The sequence below is a fragment of the Globicatella sulfidifaciens DSM 15739 genome (assembly GCF_900167405.1).
Lineage (GTDB): Bacteria > Bacillota > Bacilli > Lactobacillales > Aerococcaceae > Globicatella > Globicatella sulfidifaciens.
In genome coordinates this window covers 178956-198201 of sequence record NZ_FUWO01000001.1, presented here as the reverse complement: position 1 = coordinate 198201, position 19246 = coordinate 178956, and the positions used below count along the sequence as shown (strand labels likewise).

The window sequence follows — 19246 nt, the reverse complement described above, 5'->3', positions numbered from 1 at the left end:
CAATTAAGTTTGTAAAGTTCATAGGGTTTTTATTATTTTAAAGATCAGTTTGATGCTATACTGAAGATAGATAATTTCTAGGAGGATGACGCGTGTTAGTTTTAGTTATGGAAATTTCGATAAAGTTACCTTATGCTAACTCTTTAAAAGACAAACGCAGTATTCGCCAGTCGTTAGTTTCGCAATTAAAAAAGGGTTTTTCAGTTAGTGTGCGAGAAACGGCACATCAAGAAGATTACCAACAGCTTCATTTATCGCTAGCGTTGGTTTGTCTGTCTGAATTAGAAGGCGAGCAATATGCTCAACGAATTGAAGATTTTTTATATGATTTTACTTTAGATAAGTCATGCGAATTACAGAATGTTATATGGGATATTTTGGTTGTTGAATAATATCCATAATAGATGAAGGAGCGACAGTCAAATGAAAAATGCTAAAAAAATGAAATTGTCATTTAATTCGCCAGTCATATTGTCTTTTGCTTTTGCTAGTTTTATGATTCTGTTGTTTGATCAGGTGTTTGGAGGAACCTTAACGCGTACACTATTTAGTGTTTATCGCTCGTCGTTCTGGGATCCTTTTACTTATTTACGATTTTTTGGGCATGTCTTAGGTCATGCGAATTGGGACCATTTAATTAGTAATATGATGATGTTTTTAGTAATTGGACCATTGTTAGAAGATAAGTATGGTTCGATGAATATTTTAATGGTCATCTTGTCAACAGCATTTGTAACGGGTGTGATTCATTTTTTACTATTTCCAAAAGTGGCGTTACTGGGAGCTAGCGGAGTAGTCTTTGCCTTTATATTATTCGCATCGATGACCAGTTTAAAAGAAGGGGAAATACCGATTACGTTTATTTTGGTGGCGTTGCTTTATATTGGTAAGGAAGTCCTTCAAGGCATCTTTACTTCCGATAACATCTCCAATTTAACGCATATTATAGGTGGCTTAGTAGGGGCGTATTTAGGCTACCAATTAAATTTGTATCAAGCTAAGCATCGATAAACGACTTTGTTAGTTGCACTTTTTAAGCATGATAACTAAGGATTCTAATCATAATTAAAGGAGGTCATTATCCTGGTACATTCATACATCCGTGAGGACATCGATTTTTATTCTGACGGCACCCGTTGCAGTGGCTGGTTGTATTTACCGGCAACACGCTATCCGGCACCAGTGATTGTTATGGCGCATGGTTTAGGTGCTTTACGTGATATGCGATTGGATGTTTATGCCCAACGTTTTGCTCAAGCGGGACTGGCTTGCTTTTTGTTCGATTATCGTAATTTTGGGGCGAGTGAGGGTCAGAGGCGTCAATTAATTAATGTTCAGCATCAATTGACTGATTGGCGTGAGGCGATTGAGTGGGTGAAGCGAGAACCAAGAGTTGACGCAACGCAATTATACTTATTTGGCACGTCATTTAGCGGCGGTCACGTGATTCAATTAGCAGCTGAGCGTCAGGATATTATTGCTACAATTGCTCAATGTCCTTATACCGATACTTGGGCGACTACTCGTGCAGTCCCTTTTTTCTCATTACTTAAAATGATGCCCTATTTAGTGGCGGATATCGTATCAATGGTAAGAGGTTATCGTCCGGTTATGTTAAAACTTGCAGGTAATAAAGGCGAAGGAGCATTGATGACAGTATCAGATCATGGTGATAGCGCCAGTAGAATGATTGGTGAGGCTAATTTTATCAATCAAGTCCCTGCGCGTACTTTATTAGAGTTTCTTAAATATTCTCCAGGAAAGTTAGCCCGAGAGGTTACAACACCGATTTATTTTGCACTATGTAAAAAAGATACCATTGCCCCAGCTTCAGCCACTTTAAAATGGGCCCAACAAGCAGCTAATGCTACTATTAAGGAATATGGTTGCGCACATTTTGAGATTTATTTAGAACCGATGTTTGAGACAGTTATTCAAGATTATATCGAATTTTATCATTCTATTTGTCAGCAGAAAAAGTAAAGGAGTATTTAATGAAAATAAGTTTAATTCAGCTACAAGCATATCCAACGCCTGCCACGAATCCCTATCAAGCAGTTGAAGCACTTTTCGAGCAATTGGCACACTCTAAACAGGGTATCGGTGATGTGGTGTTATTACCAGAATTGTGGAATATGCCTCTAGCAACTTGTCAACCGGAAAATTATGCCGATTTAAATGGTGAAAAAACGAAAGCTCTATTATCACAATTAGCTATAAAATACCAAGTTAATATTGTGGGTGGCTCCATTATTGAACAAAGAGGGAATCGTTACTATAACACCGCCCATGTCTACAATCGTGAAGGAAATCTCATCACTAGCTATGATAAGGTACATCTTTATCATCCGCAAGACGAGTCGGAAGCAATGACCGCGGGTGATAAGTTGTGTGTCTTTGAATTAGAGGGCATCAAATGTGGCTTAATTATCTGTTATGATTTGGATTTTGGTGAATGGGTCCGCAAATTGGCCCTTGATGGGATTCAATTATTATTTATTCCAGCAGCTTGGCCCAAAGCGTTTATCCATCATCTAGAAGTGTTATTAAAAGCCCGCGCACTAGAAAACCAAATTTTCACGATTTGTGCGAATCAATTCACCCCTGAGTTATCAGATGCCCCGGGTGTGACCGGTGGTCATAGTCAAATTGTTGACCCGTTAACTAATGTTCAATTTATGTTAAAAGATGAGGAGTCTTTTGGTACCTTTGAAATCCGACCGCAAATGATTGAAGAAGTAAAAGCAAGTTTTGATTTTTATCGTGACCGTCGTCCGGAATTATATTAAATACAAAAACAGTCATAGCCTATTACTTATTTTAAGTACCCATACTTTCAAAATGGGTCCTTCATGATGCGTAGTAGGTTATTATGCTGTATTGCTACTTGAATGATAGCTCTATTAAAATTAAGGTAATAAGTACTTTGAAAAACTGTTAAGTATCAAATATTTACATAAAAAATATTGATAAATTGCGTTGCTTTGGTATAATTATACATAAGAAAGCGCTTTACGTTTTAGCGAAAATAATATAGAAAGGAATGTAGTGAGCATTATTGATTAAATAGAAGCGATTCTTGATGTTGATGAGTGACATTGTAACTAAGGAAAATAAATAGAGATGAAAAGGAGAATGTGATATGGCAACAATTTCACGGTATGAAACTAGTAGACTTGGTAAAGATAATCCTCAATTTTCAGCTTTAAGATCAACCATCGAGACCGCCTTTTATGGGAATAATGTAGAAGAAGTAAAAACAATCAGTGAGGCCTATGAAAGAGCGGCTGCTTATAAGGGAACGATTGTTTTAGATCAAGAGGTAGCTCATGCCGAAGATTTAGGCTTACCAAAGGGCGCTAAAGTATTGGTTGATAATGGTGGGCGTGTAACGGGACGTACAGCCGCAGCCAGACATCTTTCTGGAACCGGTGAGGATGATAAGAAGCTATTAGGGATTGTCCGCGATGCGTTGTATGCCAATCGTGAGCGCGAATATTTAACCACGACAGCTTATGTCGGACTAGATGAAGATTTTATGGTAAGAGCGCGTTTGATGGTGCCGTCTGAAGAGATTAACAACTTATATTCTTGGCTATTAAATTTCCACTGGGCATCTGACCAAATGACCGCAATGTATGAACGCAGTAAAGTTTATGAAGATGAATCGGATATCTTAATTTATAGCGATCCAAAATGGACACATCCTGATCATCCAAATGGTTTTGTTTACTTCGATCCAAAATGTAATGTAGCGATTGTTTTAGGGTTACCATATTTTGGAGAGTTGAAAAAAGGAACTTTAACCTTAGCTTGGGCGATTGCACGTCGTCATGGTTATGTTTCTTGCCATGGTGGTATGAAAGAAATAATTACCGGCGATAAACCCTATGTAGCAGCTTTCTTTGGGCTATCTGGTACCGGAAAATCAACTTTAACCCATGCAAAACACGAAGATAAATATGAGATTAAGGTGCTTCATGATGATGCTTTTGTTATTTCGTTAGATGATTTCTCTTCTATTGCTTTAGAGCCATCTTATTTTGACAAGACGCAAGACTATCCTTATGGACATCCTGAACAAAAATATTTTGTCACTGCTCAAAACGTTGGCGTTAGCTTGAATGAAGCAGGAGAAAAGGTGTTAGTGACCGAAGATATTCGTAATAATAATGGTCGTACTGTCAAATCACGTTACTCAACACCGAATCGGGTGGATAAATTTGATGTGCCGATTAATAGTGTGTTCTGGTTAATGAAAGATGAGACCTTACCACCGGTAGTGAAGATTGAAGGTCCTGAATTAGCGATGATCTTTGGCTTAACTTTAACTACCAAACGTTCAACAGCTGAAAACTTAGTCCCAGGAACCAATATGGAAAAACTAGTTATTGAGCCGTTTGCGAATCCATTTAGAGTTTATTCATTACAAGAGGACTGTGATTCATTTGAACAATTATTCAATTCAGGAGAAGTTCATGGCTATATCTTGAATACCGGCTTCTTTATGGATAAGAAAATTACACCAGCGGTTACCTTGGGTATTGTTGAAAGTTTAGTCGAAGAGCGAGCAGAGTTTGTGCCATTTGGACCATTAGAAGAGTTAAGTTATATGCCAATAGAAGGATATGAACCCGATTTTGATAATGAAGCTTATCGCAAATTATTGCATGAGCGCTTAAATGACCGTGCACAATGGATTAAAGAAATTACCGTAGAAAAAGAACCATTAAAAGCAAGCTATTATGAAACGTTAAATGCATTAGTGGAAAAATTAGCAAAATAAAGTGGTTATATACCTAGATAGAAAGCGGGTAGGCGCATTGAAAATCAAATGATTTTCGATGTCCTGCCTGTTTGTTTATTTTTTAGAAGTTATTAGAATGATGGAGAAATATGAGTGAGCAATACTAAAAATTATCTGGCGAGCGGGCGATCAGTTGAAAATTATAGGTTTTTCGCTTCCTGTGTCCACTTATTTTTAGTACTCCCATTATGTTGGGGAAATGCTCAGCCTACTCGCAAAAAACATAATGATAAGTTGGCAATTTAAAAGAATCATCATCAGTGGAGACTAAGTGCATTGAAAAACGGACTCGTTTGTGAAATTGCAACATAGAAGTTTGTGAAAGCGAAAAAGCTGGCGAGTCCTGAGTCGTCTCTTCTTATTTTGTGCTAAGAAGAACTTAGGATTCGCCAACGATTATCGATTTAATTTATATTAAACGATAAGCCTCGTTTGGAGTGATAGTACCTTCTGGTGTGTAAATAATCCAATCAATCATTTGGTCTAATGGAAATGTTGCGACGGTATCGGTTTTGATATCCGGTAAATATTGAGCATCGTGCGTTGCTTTACCGATAATCATCTCATTGGTTAATTCATCTAACTGAAACCAAACATTTTCTAGATTATGTTCACCATATGGAATGCTAATTTTTACTAAAGGCACCCAAGTAGGTTCATCTTTATGCTGATTGAAAGCTTTTAGTAACAGTGGAAATTGTTCATGAGCCACCAACTTTTCGCGTTTAATTTCTAATGGTGGGACAGTATAAAGTGGGTCTTGTTTGAATAAATGACTCGCTTTATCCGCCGTCACCAATTGTTGTTCATCATGCTCATCAATGAGTAAAATAAAGATTAAATTAGATAAAGAATGATGGTCTATTTGTCGGTCATCAGTACCACCGAGTGCATGGTTAGGATAATATTTTAAGGCTTGATTCCAAGGAATCGTATGGGATACAATCGGGTGTTGCTGATTGAATGCCCCTAGGATTTGTGTTTGTTCCACAGGGTCATTGGGTTTTTCTAAGCGTAAGTAAACCAATTGAATCGCTAAATGTTTGATTAAATAATAAAAATCATTGTAAGTGTCTTTTGTTACATTCAAGATTTCAAGTTCTGTTAACTGACAGCGAATGAGCCCATGCGTATGAAGCCAAATTTTACCTGATCGTTGAACCGCTTGGATCGAAAACAGCATCGCCGGATTAGGGAGATAATGAGATTGGGCAATCATTTTGACCTGTTGGCGATACAAGAATCGTTGGGCATTTTCATCAATAAGCCCCATCATCTTCGGAACTAACAGATTGGCGATACTGAGTTGTAATTGATAACACTGCTGTAACTCATGGGTGAAGGGCAAAATGATAGTTAATGCTTGCTTTGCTGAATGTAATTGTTGTACATATTGTGCATCCAAATCGTCGAGCTGTACGTCTTCTAAAAGATTGCTTGCTTGATGTAATTGAAATAGAAAAAAGCGATAAGCATCACCATATTGATAAGTCACGGTCCCAAAAGGAGTGTTGGTTTCAGCAGGCATTTTAACGGAAGCGACCGCAAAATTTTCCAGTTGATTGAGAATGTCAAATGACTCGTGGGAAAGCTGAATATCCTCATGTGGATTTAAAATGAGAGTCATTGTCGAGTTTTTTTCTCGAAAGAGTGGTTCTTTCATTTCAATATTTTTAGCTTTGTTTTGTGCGCTCATCGTACAACCTCCCAGTAGTGTGTTATCTTTATTATACCGAAATTAAATCATTGTGACAGAAAGAAGTGCTTTTAGTGATGTTGTGAATGATTGGATGCCTTAGGAGTATAATTTGAGAATCAGATAGGATACCATAACTGAAAGAATCAGGTTTTAAATTGGAATTTGGCAGTTAATCCATTATAAAAATAATGCAATGCTATGATATAATAGAAAAAATATGGCACAAGGGGAGGGGATGCGAATGAAAGAACTTGAGACTAAGCGATTACGTTTACGAAAACTTACTGAGGATGATGCGCTAAGTATCTTTAATGGCTGGGCAAATGACCCAGAAGTAACGAAGTTTTTAACGTGGGAACCACATGAAACGGTTGCGACCACTCAAGCAATCTTAACCAGTTGGTTAGTTGCTTATCAAGATGAACAGACCGTTCGCTATGGTATCGAATCGAAAGCGACCGACGAGCTATTGGGCATGATTGATGTTGTCAAGTTTTGGGATGGCTCGCCGGTAGTGGGTTATGTACTGGGAAAGCAATACTGGAATCAAGGTTACATGACAGAAGCCTTTGGTGCAGTCGTCGCTTATTTATTTGAATTAGGATATCCGCAAATATTTATTGAAGCTGAAGACATTAATATTGGTAGCAACTCCGTGATTAAGAAAAATGGTTTTAAATTCATTAGACAAGAAGAACGACCACAATCGGAAACGGAAGCGCGAGTAGTAAAGATTAATATTTATCAAAAGTCAAATCCAGTTTGCTAGCAAGTAGTTAAGGTTGTGATAGCATACGTCCAACGAAGTTAATCATTGATTTAATGCCAAAAACAAACACCACCACTCACAAGAAGGAGACAGAGCGAAATTGCTGCCCTTCAACAAGATGAGTGGTGGTTTTAATTGGAAATAGATTGTAAAGGAACAGCGAATAACAAAAGATGTTGTAATATCTATTCGAATAATGTTCCTTAATCATTGCCCAGACTCAAAGCTGACGTTCGCTTTGTGAATGAGGGACTGTCATCTTATTACGTGCTTGCAAAATATCGTCATATTAAAAATACATGTTCGCAAATAGGGAACCATTTTGATAAAAGGGACATATCTTAATTTTTTACTATTGTATAATACTCCAAACGCTTTAGGTCAAGGCTAGGCAAAAAATACAAAAATTCAGTTTGGTTTTTCATTTTTGAAAGAAGTAAAAAACTGTTAACGGTAACAGGATCTTTTTTTGAACCAGTTCCGTTTTTCGAAAAATAGTTACTCAATATGAAGCAAACTATCATCATACTGTTCTAAAAATAAATCGGTAAAAAAGCTTAGACACTTCAAAAAGCTTGATATATCAAGGTTTTCCAGCATCTTATTAACGTGTTGTTGATTTTCTACATCCTTTATTAGAACAAAATAGATTAGAAACTCTCTATCAGTGGAAAAAATGTTGTTTTCAAATAAAAGTTATTATTTCAATGTTTTTTTGAAAACAACCTACTAATCTTTCACATGAGTAGTTAACTTTGCAAACGGTTGTACGAAAGCGTTTGTAATGATATAATGAGGATAAATATTACTTATCTAGGAGGAAATAATATGGTAAAAATTCCATTTTTCAAACGTGCAGGGTTAGTTTTAGCAGCGGCAACGATGCTTTCGGTCCCATCAGTTTCAGCGGCTTCGACAAGTGCCGATGCGTTCACTTTATATTCAAATAAAAGTGAAACACAAGAAGCCTTAACGAATTATGCTAAGACATGGGGAGAAGCAAATGGAGTCGATGTGACGATTAAAGTTTGTTCTGGTTCTTGTACATTAGGTGACCAATTAAAAGCAGACTTCACTGCTGGAGATGGTCCTGACGTGTTTGTTATTGAAGGTCAAGCTGGATATGATATGTGGGCTGATTTCTTAACACCGCTAGAAGGTGATTGGGTAGATCAAACTGAATTTGAGTTTAAACAAGGTGATGATGTTTATGGCTTCCCAGTATCTGTTGAAGGGTATGGTTTAGCTTACAATGCTGACTTATTAGAAGAAGCAGGAATTGATCCAGCGACTTTAGATTCATTTGAATCATTAAAAGCAGCGATGGAAGACTTAGAAAACCGTAAAGAAGAATTGGGCTTAACAACAGTTGTCGCGAATGCTACTAAAGAAGGCGAAACATGGATTATGGGTAACCACGACTTTAACGCATTCTTAGGCGGAGGTTTAGAAAATGGTGACCGTTCTGTTGTAGAACAAACCTTGAAAGGTGAAGTCGATGAACAACGTATGGCAGACTATGCTGATTGGGTTGAATTATTATTTAATCATACTGAAAAACAAATGTTAACAGTTGGTACTCAAGAAGACATGGATATTGCTTTTGCATCTGGTCAAGCAGCATTCTTACACCAAGGTAACTGGAAAGATCCTAACTTAAAAGAATTAGAAGCTGACTTTGCGATGGGATTCATCCCTTATCAAACTTTAGGTACTGATACCAATGCAGACGGATTATTTATCGGGGCTCCTTCATACTATGTTGTAAATAAAGAATCAGCAGCGATGGAATCTATTACTAAATTCTTCAATGATATGGTTTCAACACCTGAAGGTCAAGATTATATCGTCAACCAAGCAAATATGATTTCAGCATTCTCAACAACAACCGAATCACCAGAAGCACCAATGTCTGCTTTCTTAGCACAATGGGTTGCGGATGAAAAACCAGTTTATTCATTTGACTCAATTTACTTCACACCAGATGGATTTGGTATGAACAACTTAGGACCAATCTATGGACAATTTGCTCAAGGAAATATTGACAAAGCTGAATTCATTAAATTGATGACGGAAGAAATTGCTAAAATTCCAAGCTTATTAGGTGAATAATTGTAATTTAGTCAAATTTTTACCAGGTTAGAAAGTATACATTTCTAGCAAAATCTCGCAACGAGATATCAAAGCACAGTGGTTTGGTAGTGTCAAATAAGGGGTTTTAACGACCTAGTTATACAAACTCAACTGTGAAGGAGTGGGCATGTGAAGCGAAAATCATGTGATTTTCTACTTCTAGCCCACTCTGATTCTTTAAGGAGGGGAATTTTATGGCAGAAAAAGGATATATCGCAAAGAGAAGTAAACGTCAACGACGGAATTTCTGGTTATTAGTCGCTCCGGCTTTTATCTCATTAATTTTAGTAATTTTTATTCCATTTTTCATGGGGATTTATTATTCATTTACGGATTGGGGCGGTATTATTAAACCGGAAGCTAATTTAAAAGGACTACAAAACTACTTTGATAGTTTTGCGGATTCTCGTTATCGTTATTCCGTAATGGTGACCTTTATTTTCGCATTTTTTAATATTATTACCATTAATATTGTTGGGTTCACCTTAGCGATGATCGTATCCAGTAAGGTTAAAGCGCGTGATGTTTACCGTGCTGGTTTCTTTATTCCGAACTTAATTGGTGGACTGGTATTAGGGTATATTTGGCAATTTATTTACAATAATGTCTTTCCGAATATTGGAAAAACGATTGGCATTGACTGGTTAGCGAATAATTTATTCTTGGGTAATCCTAAATTAGCGGTCATGGCATTGGTAATGACGTCAACTTGGCAATATGCCGGTTATATCATGATGATTTATTATGCTGGTTTACAAAATGTACCGCAATCATTATACGAGTCAGCATCATTGGATGGGGCTAATTGGTGGGAAAAATTACGTCATATTACATTCCCGATGATTATGCCGGCCTTTACAGTTTCACTATTCTTAACCATTAATAACTCATTCAAAATGTTCGATGTGAACGTGTCCTTAACAGGTGGTGGCCCTTCAATGATGTGGAATGGAGCAGCCATTAAGTCAACTGAATTTATGACGATGAATATTTATAACACGGCATCGGTTGAAAATAAACTAGCATTAGGACAAGCACGAGCCGTTATTTTATTCGTTATTTTGGTAGTTATTAGTTTAACGCAAACGACTATTACCAAACGTCAGGAGGTTGAAATGTAATGAAAGCAAAATGGCCTAAAATCTTATTAGAAGTTTTTTCTTTACTCGTGTTCGTATTATTTATTTCACCGATTTTGCTTATTACCATTAACTCAGCTAAGTCCTCACGTGAAATATTACTTAATCCTTTATCATTACCAGAAAATTGGGGGAAAATCTGGGAAAACTTTATTTCAATTTGGAACAATCCTTCCATTGATTACCGTGGCTCATTTTTATCCTCAGTCATTATCACGGTATTGTCTTTGACATTAATTTCATTATTTAGTTCACTAGCTGCATGGGGCTTGGTACGTTATAAATCTAAAACTTCCAATGTTATCTTTTATCTATTTGTAGCTTCGATGGTTATTCCGTTCCAAGTTGTGATGTACCCATTGATTTCTTGGTTTAGAACACTTTCAGTCAATATTACACAACCGTTATTTAGTGTGTCATTGTTACGTTCCTACCCAGGATTAATCTTAGCTTATATCGGCTTTGGTATGGGATTATCGGTCTTTATGTTCCATGGATTCTTAAAAGGGGTGCCATTGGAAATTGAAGAAGCTGCCGAAATTGACGGTGCAAATAAATTTCAAACCTTCTTCTATGTGGTCATGCCGATTATGAAACCAATCTACATGACGATTATCATTTTAAATGGTATTTGGATTTGGAACGACTACTTACTGCCTATTCAATTATTAGGAGTAGGAAACGATATTCAAACATTACCGATTGCGTTATCCAACTTTGCGGGATCTTATACTAAGCAATGGGATATGATTTTATCTTCCAGTTTAATGATTATGATTCCGATAATTATTGTCTTCTTATTAGCACAAAAACAAATCCTTAAAGGAATGGTTGACGGCGCTATTAAGTAACTGGTGACGTTTATAAACCAACTAAGACTGATTAGTTATGGATTTCATTAAACAGTATAAGCATTAAAATAGAATGTTGAAACGACTACCTGTGGGTGGTCGTTTTTGTGGCCCAAAGAAAAGTTGAACGACTGCTGTTTAGGAGATGAGAGAAAATTGTATGAGGGAAAATTACTTTGTTATTATAATGTTATTTAAGCTGCTGCATAGCATTTATATTTATCGATTATACTAGATGGTGCTGGTATAATAGATGCGAGGTGATAACATGTTAACAGCCAAAACCAGAATACAAGGCAATTCAATTGTAGTAACTTTACCTGTAGCTGAAAATATAGATTTACAAAGTCAAAAAGAGTATTTTGTTACCTATTTGGAAGATGGGAGTATTATTTTGACGCCTAAAGTTGAAGATCCATTTTTTGTAGCTGAAGATGGTGCCTATTATGAAGCGGAAGTGTTAGCAGGTATACCAACTTCAGGAAATGAGGTATGGTAATGTTAGAAGTAAATAGCTATGTTCCATCAAAAGGATATAGAATATGTGGCGAAAGAAGTTTCAACAAGTTGAGCTTGACAGAGGATACCAAGATTTTATCAATCATGCCGTAAAAAGTTTTATAAAAAGAGAAAATAATGAAGCCAAAAGAGCCAAATCCATTTAAACTAAAGATAAAAAATGTTTGACGCTTGATATGTTGTTTGTTTAGTGAAAGATGTTGCTTGTCAAAAGAGAAGAGGTCATGAACATGCATAATAAAACGAAAACACCGAAAAAAGGCTCAATCTGGAAAAAGTTACTTATTGGACTAGCTATAGTGATGATGGTATTAGTGGTGGCATTAGCAGCATTTTCCATTTTTATTTACCAGGAAAATATTTCAGGACGACAAGAAAGTTTTGCACCCTTAATGTTAGAAGTAAAAGATTTGGTGGCTTACAACGAACGGAAATGCCCTTTGATTCTAATGAAGAACAAAAGCTAATGGGGTATTTATATCAAAAAGGTACGAACCAAAAAGGGGTCATTGTCTTAGCCCATGGCTATGGTGACGGTGGACATAATTCTTACATGGATTTAGCCGATTATTTTGCGTCGAATGGTTATTATGTATTTACCTATGATGCGACCGGAACTGATGAAAGTGAAGGGGAAGGTGTAGGTGGTTTCCCACAAGGAGCCATTGACTTGGATTATGCGATTCGTTTTTGTAAAACTAAAGACCAGTTGAAGGACTTGCCACTCATGCTATTTGGCCACAGTTGGGGCGGTTATAGTGTGGGCAATGTATTAAATTTTCAACCTGATGTTCAAGCGGTCATTACAGTAGCAGCTTTTAATCAATCTTCGGATATTTTTGAAGTGGTAGGCCGCCAAGAAGCTGGCAATGGTATTGAAGTGATGATGCCATTTGTTAATTTATATGAACGCATTAAATTTGGAGATTATGCCACTAAGACGGCTTTAGAAGGTTTTGAAAATACAGATGCTAAGATTATGATCGTGCAAAGCCAAGATGATGAACTGGTACCGGTGGCCTATGGATATGATTCGTTTTACGAACAATATGGTGAAGATAATCGTTTTGAATTTGTGCTTTATGAAGACCGAGGTCATAATCACTTATTTAGAGATGAGACTTATATCAATGAGTTTGTAGACGGCATGAACACCTACGTCAACTCATTCTCGTTTAATTCTGATGTAGTAAGTGAAGCCTTACGTGATGAAGCGAAAACAAGCTATGTTCTAACACACCTTGACCGCGAAAAGTGGAGTTATTCACTGGATGAGTCTGTCGTGAGTAAGTTTGTAGAGTTCTATGATTCGGCTCTGTAGTTAGAAAGTGTAAAATGCTAAAAAAGATAAAAACCCGACCAAAATGGAATTGGATTCCAGATCGGCCGGGTTTTTGCTTGAAAAAAATTGTTTTTTCGACTAAAATGGAATTGAATTCCAGATTGGTCGTAATTTTTAACATGAGGTGAGAATATGGTATATATTAAACGAACAGCCGAAAAAGTAATAGAAAAAATCGTGTCAACATTCAAAATTGCATTAGTGACAGGTCCGCGTCAAGTAGGGAAGTCAACATTATTAAAAGAGTTGTATGGAGCAGAATATGAATATATAACCTTCGACGATATCAATGAGTTACAATTAGCTACAAGTGATCCCAAATTGTTTTTCATCAACCATCCAGGTAAATTGATTATTGACGAAGTACAGTTATGTCCTGAAATTTTTTCCGAATTAAAGCGGATTGTCGATTCAACGGATGAGGTCGGACAATTTATCTTAACAGGGTCACAGACATTTGCATTAATGCAAAACGTCAGTGAAAGTCTAGCTGGTAGGGTCGGAATAATGGAATTAAAGCCACTATCGACCCAGGAAATTATAGGACATAGTCAAAACAATGCATTCGTTCCCTCTACGACGTTAATACACGATTCGCATTCTGAGTTAAATTACTCACAACTATGGGAAATTATTCATCGTGGTTCTTTACCAGAACTTTATCGCAGACCAGAGATGGATTGGGAAATGTATTACTCGAGTTACTTGACGACCTTCATTCAAAGAGACGTTAGACAATTGACAGCCATTCAAGATTTAAATCTTTTTAACCGATTTATTTCAATTTTAGCTGCAAGAACCAGTCAAGAAGTGAATTATGCCAATATAGCACAAGAAGTAGGAGTGGATCAAAAGACAGTAAAAGCATGGATTGGTATCTTGGAAGCAAGTGGAATGATATATATTATTCCAACCTTTTCCAACAATCAATTAAAGCGTGTTACAAAAGCACCTGTTTTGTATTTTTTTGATACTGGTTTAGTCGCATATTTAGGAAGATGGACCACAGCCAAGACGCTACAAAATGGCGCTTTTGCAGGAGCAATATTAGAAAACTATTGTGTATCCGAAATTATTAAGTCTTATAGCAATCAAGGGAGTAGTCATTATCCAATTTATTTTTATCGCGATAAAGATAAAAAGGAAATTGACTTAATTATTGAAGATTCTGGAGTACTATATCCTATTGAAATCAAACATACAGCAAGTCCAAATATAAAAATGACCAAGCATATGTCGATTTTAGACAAAGCAGAAGGTTACGAAGTAGGACTAAAAACAATTTTGGCACAAGTGGAGCGAAATTATTTGTTAGCAGAAGATACACTCGTATATTCTATAAAAGAATTATAATGATGATACATCTTAAATGTCTTTTATTATGGTTGAGTCACCACAATAATAACGTCTTGAGATGTTTTTGTAATGCTTTGACTATATCATAGCACTTGACGGAATTAACGAATTAGGTGTGGGGGAAATCCTAGACTTTATTGCAGTGCGATTAATTTTTGGTCAATCAATTTAGCTTACCGGATATTTGTATTAAGTAATGTATCTAAACGATAAAATTGTTCTCTCACCCAATCGTAACAAGCAGCTACATTTCAATCATTATAAGCTAAGGATTCAAAATATAAGTGGTTAAATTAATTTTAGAACTTACGTTTTCCCGTTCAAAGTATGTCATATCATCTATATTATTTACATCATAAAAAGCAAACCACCTTCGGGTGGTTTTTTTATTTCCCAAAAACGGTATTTTGCACATACTTAACAATCATAATTCATCTGTATGTGATTGTTTTTGATTGTTTAAGCGAATACAACTCGTTTAAAATGAACCAAATTGATTTATTATGATTGAAAGCGATTGACTTATTGGTTTTTTCGTGATAATATGAACACAAGAATGAGGTGACAAAATGTTAAAAGATGATCGTTTAGCGAAGATAGTAGAACTGATCAATCGACATAAAACACTTAAAACGGATCAAATAGCTGAAGCTTTAGATATTTCATTGGCGACCGTTCGCCGAGATTTAAATGAATTAGATGAGGCCAAAAAGATTAAGAAAATCTTTGGTGGGGCAAAATCGATTGTGATTGCGGATTACGTTACAACTGAAGATGCAATGGATACTAAGATGACCGTTAAAATTCAAGAAAAGATTTTAATTGGTCAATTAGCCGCACAACATATTAAAGAAAATGATTTTGTTTATATGGATGCGGGTTCTAGTGTGGAAGCGATGGTTTCTTTTATCAACACTACCAATGTTACTTTCGTTACGAATTCAATTGGAATAGCACGTGATTTGTCAGCTCGCAATTATAAAGTTTTTATTTTACCAGGAGAGATTAAGTTAAGCACCGATTCGATTATTGGGATTGCAGCTAGTGAATATTTACGGCGCTTTAATTTTACAGTGGGTTTTTTTGGAACGAATGGTTTGCATAAAGAGTTTGGTTTTACAACGCCTGATATTAATGAAGCGATGGTCAAAACAGCAGCGATTGAACGATGCAAGGAAGTGATGATTTTAGCGGATGATAGTAAAGTTGGTAAAGTATCTCAAGTGACGTTTTGTCATGATGTTGAAGCGAAAATTATTACTAACCAATTAATTGACGGGACAGAACAAGCCATTATAACGACTTTGGAGGAGGAACTATGATTTACACTTTAACTTTAAATCCTGCATTAGACCACATCGTAAGATTGGAAAAAGTAGAAGCAGGTGAAACGAACCGGATGGATGCTGAAAGCGTTAGCGCCGGTGGTAAAGGCATCAATGTCAGTAAAATTTTGAAAAATTTAGGTGAAAGAAGTATTGCCTTAGGTTATATCGCCGGTTTTACAGGTAAAGAAATCGAGCGTGTGTTACGTGATGAGGATAAAATATTAAGTGATTTTATTTTAGTTAAAGAAGGATTTACTCGCATTAATACGAAGATCAAGGCGGATGTCGAAACAGAAATTAATGGTCCAGGTTTAACCATCAATGAAGCAGATCGCCAAGAATTAATAAATAAATTAGAAGACGTAAAAAATGGCGATTATTTATTTTTATCAGGAAGTATTCCTGATTCACTAGGCAATGGGTTTTATGCAGAAATTATGGAATTATTGAAAGATAAAGAGGTGGCCATTGCGGTTGACACGACCGGAGAAGCGTTAAAACTCTCATTACCTTATGGGCCAACCTTGGTAAAGCCCAATTTACGAGAACTAGAAGATTTCTTTGGTGTAACGATTGAAGATCCGCAACAAATTGAGCACTATTCAAAAGAATTACAAAAAATGGGCGCCAAAAATATTATTATTTCGATGGGTGGCGATGGTGCTTATTTCTTATCTAGTCAAGGGGAAGGTCTGTTTTTAGCGGCTCCAAAAGGAGAAGTGATTGATACCGTAGGGTCAGGCGACTCGATGGTGGCTGGTTTTATGTATGGATTAAAAAATCAATATTCACCAATTGAAGCGTTCAAATTAGGTGTAAGCTGTGGTAGTGCAACAGCATTTTCAGAAAACTTAGGCACTAAAGATGAAATTATGGCGATATATAATAAATTATAAGAAGGGGTTTAATATGAAAATTACAGAATTATTGCAACCAGTCGGTATTAGCTTAGGACAAGCAGCTGGTACCAAAGATGAAATCATTCATCGTTTAGCAGATTTGATGGAAAAGACCGGTGCTTTAACAGATAAAGCTCAATATATTGAAGATTTAAAAATTCGTGAAGGTTCTGGTACGACCGGAATCGGTGAAGGGATTGCCATTCCTCATGCGAAGTCGAAAGGCGTTTCAAAACCACAATTAGTATCGATGACAGTACCAAATGGCACGGACTATGAATCATTAGATGGCACACCTACTAATTTATTCTTTATGATAGCGGTGCCTGAAAATTCAAACGATGAGCACTTAAAAGTATTATCACGTTTATCAACCATGTTAATGGATGAAAGCTTCCGTAAATCATTATTAAAAGCAACAGACAAGACGACATTTTTAAATACGATTAATCAAAAAGAAGCCGAAAAGTTCCCTGAAGACTTCCAAGAGGTATTAGACAAAGAAACGAATACTGGCTATGATATTGTAGCAGTTACAGGATGTCCAACAGGTATTGCTCATACTTATATGGCAGCTGAAGGGATTATCAATAAAGCCAAAGAAATGGGTTATAATGTCAAAGTTGAAACTCATGGTTCAACCGGAATTGAGAATGCCTTAACGACAGCTGAAATTGCTAATGCTAAAGGGGTTATTATTGCAGCGGATGTGGCAGTGGATAAATCACGTTTCAATGGTAAACGTTTAGTTGATACCAAAGTGTCTGATGGTATTAATAAACCAGCAGAATTAATCAACCGTGTCTTAGATGAATCACGTCCAGTATATCAAGCAACAGGTCAAGCAGCAGCAGCTACTGAAGAGGATAGCCATCTAACTGTTGGTCAAAAATTCTATAAACACTTAATGAATGGTGTTTCGCATATGTTACCATTCGTAGTTGGTGGAGGAATTTTAATCGCGGTAGCTTTCTTACTAGATGATTATACAATCGATCCTTCAAGCTTTGGTTCTAATACACCATTAGCAGCTTTCTTTAATCAAATTGGGGGGGCAGCCTTCAGCTTTATGTTGCCTGTTTTAGCCGGTTATATTGGGATGTCAATCGCCGACCGTCCAGGTTTAATGGTCGGGATGGTAGGAGGGTACCTAGCTAATACTGGTGGTGCTGGTTTCTTAGGAGCTTTAGCAGCCGGATTTATTGCGGGGTATTTAATCTTATTATTACGTAAAGTGACAGAACCACTTCCACGTTCAATGGACGGGGTCAAACCGATGTTAATTTTCCCAGTATTTGGAATCTTAGGTATTGGTGCGATTATGCTATTATTATTAAATCCACCATTAGCTCAATTAAATACCATGATTACAGATGGGTTAAATAATATGGGCAATTCATCTAAGTTATTATTAGGTGCTTTATTAGGTGCTATGATGGCAGTGGATATGGGTGGACCGGTTAACAAAGCAGCATATGTCTTTGGTACAGCTTCTTTAGCGTCAGGTTCTTCAGCAGTAATGGCCGCAGTAATGGCTGGTGGTATGGTACCGCCGTTAGCTATTTCATTAGCAATGTTATTATTCAAAAATAAATTTACTGAAAAAGATCGTCAAGCCATTCCAACAAATATTATTATGGGGATGTCATTTATTACTGAAGGGGCGATTCCTTTTGCAGCAGCTGACCCATTACGCGTAATTCCTTCAATGGCTGTCGGTTCAGGCTTAGCTGGATTATTATCAATGTTATTTGGCTGTTCTTTACGTGCGCCACATGGTGGTATCTGGGTTATTGGTGTTGTTGAAAATCCAGTGATGTACTTAGTAGCAGTCATCGCAGGGGCAGTCGCAAGTGCCTTTATCTTAGGAACCTTAAAGAAAAACATTAACGAATAATTCGTTAAATTAATTTAGTGTTTTCAATTAATACCAACTCCTAAATGAAGACAGAAGCAATGATTTTGCTTCTGTTTTTTTTGACTAAGAGAAGAGTTGATACCATATATGAGCTAATTTCTCATTGTTGCAATCCCTAGAAGTTAACGAGCGTTTTTAGTTAATAGCGGAGTAGATGATAGAGATTGTTTCTATCTCAAAGGTCCCAAAAAAATAAGCAGTGTCTTGATTAGGTCTCTGAAAATTTGTAGCAAGAGCACAAATAAAAGTGTATTAAAGTAGGGGAGAAGGTAGAATAGTTTCCAAAACCAATCAAAATCAATCATTTCAACCAAGCAACTACTCAAATTCAAAGATTTGTTAAAGTTTTCTCCTGAAAGTAAAAAAACGATACTTGACACTGTCTAAAATGAGTGCTATTATAATTGTATTAAAATAATTTTAATCTTAAAAACATGAAAAAACGAGTAAACTTGTGGAGTATTTCAGAGAGTAAGCGGTGGGTGT

17 protein-coding genes and 1 other annotated feature (1 of these 18 running past the window's edge) are annotated in these 19246 nt (G+C 36.5%); of the genes, 16 read left to right on the top strand and 1 reads right to left on the bottom strand.

The genetic code is table 11. The annotated features are described in order from the left end of the window. Positions 1 to 92 precede the first annotated feature (92 nt). The 5 genes from B5D12_RS00910 (at position 93) to B5D12_RS00890 (ending at position 4786) form a co-directional block, all read left to right on the top strand. Positions 93 to 392: a DUF503 family protein gene (locus B5D12_RS00910; RefSeq protein ID WP_078755058.1), complete on the top strand. Its 300-nt coding sequence runs from the start codon at positions 93 to 95 to the stop codon at positions 390 to 392. 31 nt (positions 393 to 423) lie between these two features. Then, the gene (locus B5D12_RS00905) at positions 424 to 1011 is read left to right on the top strand and encodes a rhomboid family intramembrane serine protease (RefSeq protein WP_078755057.1); all 588 of its coding nucleotides are present in this window, start codon (positions 424 to 426) and stop codon (positions 1009 to 1011) included. 66 nt (positions 1012 to 1077) lie between these two features. Then, positions 1078 to 1983 carry an alpha/beta hydrolase gene (locus B5D12_RS00900; RefSeq protein ID WP_327077576.1) on the top strand — a complete coding sequence of 302 codons (906 nt, stop codon included), beginning with the start codon at positions 1078 to 1080 and terminating at the stop codon, positions 1981 to 1983. Between the two features lie 11 nt (positions 1984 to 1994). Next, positions 1995 to 2789 carry a nitrilase-related carbon-nitrogen hydrolase gene (locus B5D12_RS00895; RefSeq protein WP_078755055.1) on the top strand — a complete coding sequence of 265 codons (795 nt, stop codon included), beginning with the start codon at positions 1995 to 1997 and terminating at the stop codon, positions 2787 to 2789. Positions 2790 to 3142: 353 nt separating this feature from the next. Beyond that, complete coding sequence (locus tag B5D12_RS00890; protein ID WP_078755054.1) at positions 3143 to 4786, top strand: phosphoenolpyruvate carboxykinase (ATP); 1644 nt, start codon at positions 3143 to 3145, stop codon at positions 4784 to 4786. Between the two features lie 430 nt (positions 4787 to 5216). On the opposite strand, the gene B5D12_RS00885 is transcribed toward B5D12_RS00890, so the two are convergent. Further along, the gene (locus tag B5D12_RS00885) at positions 5217 to 6503 is read right to left on the bottom strand and encodes a DUF4026 domain-containing protein (RefSeq protein ID WP_078755053.1); all 1287 of its coding nucleotides are present in this window, start codon (positions 6501 to 6503) and stop codon (positions 5217 to 5219) included. Between the two features lie 244 nt (positions 6504 to 6747). Here B5D12_RS00885 and B5D12_RS00880 point away from each other — a divergent pair, with 244 nt between their 5' ends. The 11 genes from B5D12_RS00880 (at position 6748) to B5D12_RS00835 (ending at position 18739) form a co-directional block, all read left to right on the top strand. Continuing rightward, positions 6748 to 7275: a GNAT family N-acetyltransferase gene (locus B5D12_RS00880; RefSeq protein WP_078755052.1), complete on the top strand. Its 528-nt coding sequence runs from the start codon at positions 6748 to 6750 to the stop codon at positions 7273 to 7275. Between the two features lie 828 nt (positions 7276 to 8103). After that, entirely contained in the window at positions 8104 to 9387 is a 1284-nt protein-coding gene (locus tag B5D12_RS00875) for an ABC transporter substrate-binding protein (RefSeq protein WP_078755051.1), read from the top strand. 215 nt (positions 9388 to 9602) lie between these two features. Continuing rightward, on the top strand, positions 9603 to 10529 hold the full coding sequence (locus B5D12_RS00870; RefSeq protein ID WP_078755050.1) for a carbohydrate ABC transporter permease: 927 nt from the start codon (positions 9603 to 9605) through the stop codon (positions 10527 to 10529). After that, positions 10529 to 11398: a carbohydrate ABC transporter permease gene (locus tag B5D12_RS00865; protein WP_078755049.1), complete on the top strand. Its 870-nt coding sequence runs from the start codon at positions 10529 to 10531 to the stop codon at positions 11396 to 11398. The genes B5D12_RS00870 and B5D12_RS00865 overlap by 1 nt, the downstream gene beginning before the upstream one ends. A 268-nt stretch (positions 11399 to 11666) precedes the next feature. Continuing rightward, positions 11667 to 11897, top strand: a complete 231-nt coding sequence (mazE, locus tag B5D12_RS00860; RefSeq protein ID WP_078755048.1) for a type II toxin-antitoxin system PemI/MazE family antitoxin — start codon at positions 11667 to 11669, stop codon at positions 11895 to 11897. A 250-nt stretch (positions 11898 to 12147) separates the two neighbouring features. Then, positions 12148 to 12384: a hypothetical protein gene (locus B5D12_RS10225; RefSeq protein WP_200802974.1), complete on the top strand. Its 237-nt coding sequence runs from the start codon at positions 12148 to 12150 to the stop codon at positions 12382 to 12384. Next, positions 12384 to 13238: an alpha/beta hydrolase family protein gene (locus B5D12_RS00855; protein WP_200802973.1), complete on the top strand. Its 855-nt coding sequence runs from the start codon at positions 12384 to 12386 to the stop codon at positions 13236 to 13238. The genes B5D12_RS10225 and B5D12_RS00855 overlap by 1 nt, the downstream gene beginning before the upstream one ends. Before the next feature lie 153 nt (positions 13239 to 13391). After that, the gene (locus B5D12_RS00850) at positions 13392 to 14612 is read left to right on the top strand and encodes an ATP-binding protein (RefSeq protein WP_078755047.1); all 1221 of its coding nucleotides are present in this window, start codon (positions 13392 to 13394) and stop codon (positions 14610 to 14612) included. A gap of 572 nt (positions 14613 to 15184) precedes the next feature. Then, positions 15185 to 15937, top strand: a complete 753-nt coding sequence (locus B5D12_RS00845) for a DeoR/GlpR family DNA-binding transcription regulator (protein WP_078755046.1) — start codon at positions 15185 to 15187, stop codon at positions 15935 to 15937. Then, positions 15934 to 16839: a 1-phosphofructokinase gene (gene pfkB / locus B5D12_RS00840; protein ID WP_078755045.1), complete on the top strand. Its 906-nt coding sequence runs from the start codon at positions 15934 to 15936 to the stop codon at positions 16837 to 16839. The genes B5D12_RS00845 and pfkB overlap by 4 nt, the downstream gene beginning before the upstream one ends. Positions 16840 to 16852: 13 nt before the next feature. Further along, complete coding sequence (locus tag B5D12_RS00835) at positions 16853 to 18739, top strand: PTS fructose transporter subunit IIABC (protein WP_078755044.1); 1887 nt, start codon at positions 16853 to 16855, stop codon at positions 18737 to 18739. Between the two features lie 446 nt (positions 18740 to 19185). Further along, positions 19186 to 19246 (top strand) — a binding site (T-box leader) (it continues 164 nt past the right edge of the window).

Excerpts from the sequence above, each read along its gene's own strand:
- B5D12_RS00865 (WP_078755049.1), top strand. The coding sequence starts at position 10,529 with ATGAAAGCAAAATGGCCTAAAATCTTATTAGAAGTTTTTTCTTTACTC.
- B5D12_RS00905 (WP_078755057.1), top strand. The coding sequence starts at position 424 with ATGAAAAATGCTAAAAAAATGAAATTGTCATTTAATTCGCCAGTCATA.
- B5D12_RS10225 (WP_200802974.1), top strand. The coding sequence starts at position 12,148 with ATGCATAATAAAACGAAAACACCGAAAAAAGGCTCAATCTGGAAAAAG.
- pfkB (WP_078755045.1), top strand. The coding sequence starts at position 15,934 with ATGATTTACACTTTAACTTTAAATCCTGCATTAGACCACATCGTAAGA.
- B5D12_RS00870 (WP_078755050.1), top strand. The coding sequence starts at position 9,603 with ATGGCAGAAAAAGGATATATCGCAAAGAGAAGTAAACGTCAACGACGG.
- B5D12_RS00880 (WP_078755052.1), top strand. The coding sequence starts at position 6,748 with ATGAAAGAACTTGAGACTAAGCGATTACGTTTACGAAAACTTACTGAG.
- mazE (WP_078755048.1), top strand. The coding sequence starts at position 11,667 with ATGTTAACAGCCAAAACCAGAATACAAGGCAATTCAATTGTAGTAACT.
- B5D12_RS00845 (WP_078755046.1), top strand. The coding sequence starts at position 15,185 with ATGTTAAAAGATGATCGTTTAGCGAAGATAGTAGAACTGATCAATCGA.
- B5D12_RS00890 (WP_078755054.1), top strand. The coding sequence starts at position 3,143 with ATGGCAACAATTTCACGGTATGAAACTAGTAGACTTGGTAAAGATAAT.
- B5D12_RS00855 (WP_200802973.1), top strand. The coding sequence starts at position 12,384 with ATGGGGTATTTATATCAAAAAGGTACGAACCAAAAAGGGGTCATTGTC.
- B5D12_RS00885 (WP_078755053.1), bottom strand. The coding sequence starts at position 6,503 with ATGAGCGCACAAAACAAAGCTAAAAATATTGAAATGAAAGAACCACTC.
- B5D12_RS00895 (WP_078755055.1), top strand. The coding sequence starts at position 1,995 with ATGAAAATAAGTTTAATTCAGCTACAAGCATATCCAACGCCTGCCACG.
- B5D12_RS00875 (WP_078755051.1), top strand. The coding sequence starts at position 8,104 with ATGGTAAAAATTCCATTTTTCAAACGTGCAGGGTTAGTTTTAGCAGCG.
- B5D12_RS00850 (WP_078755047.1), top strand. The coding sequence starts at position 13,392 with ATGGTATATATTAAACGAACAGCCGAAAAAGTAATAGAAAAAATCGTG.
- B5D12_RS00835 (WP_078755044.1), top strand. The coding sequence starts at position 16,853 with ATGAAAATTACAGAATTATTGCAACCAGTCGGTATTAGCTTAGGACAA.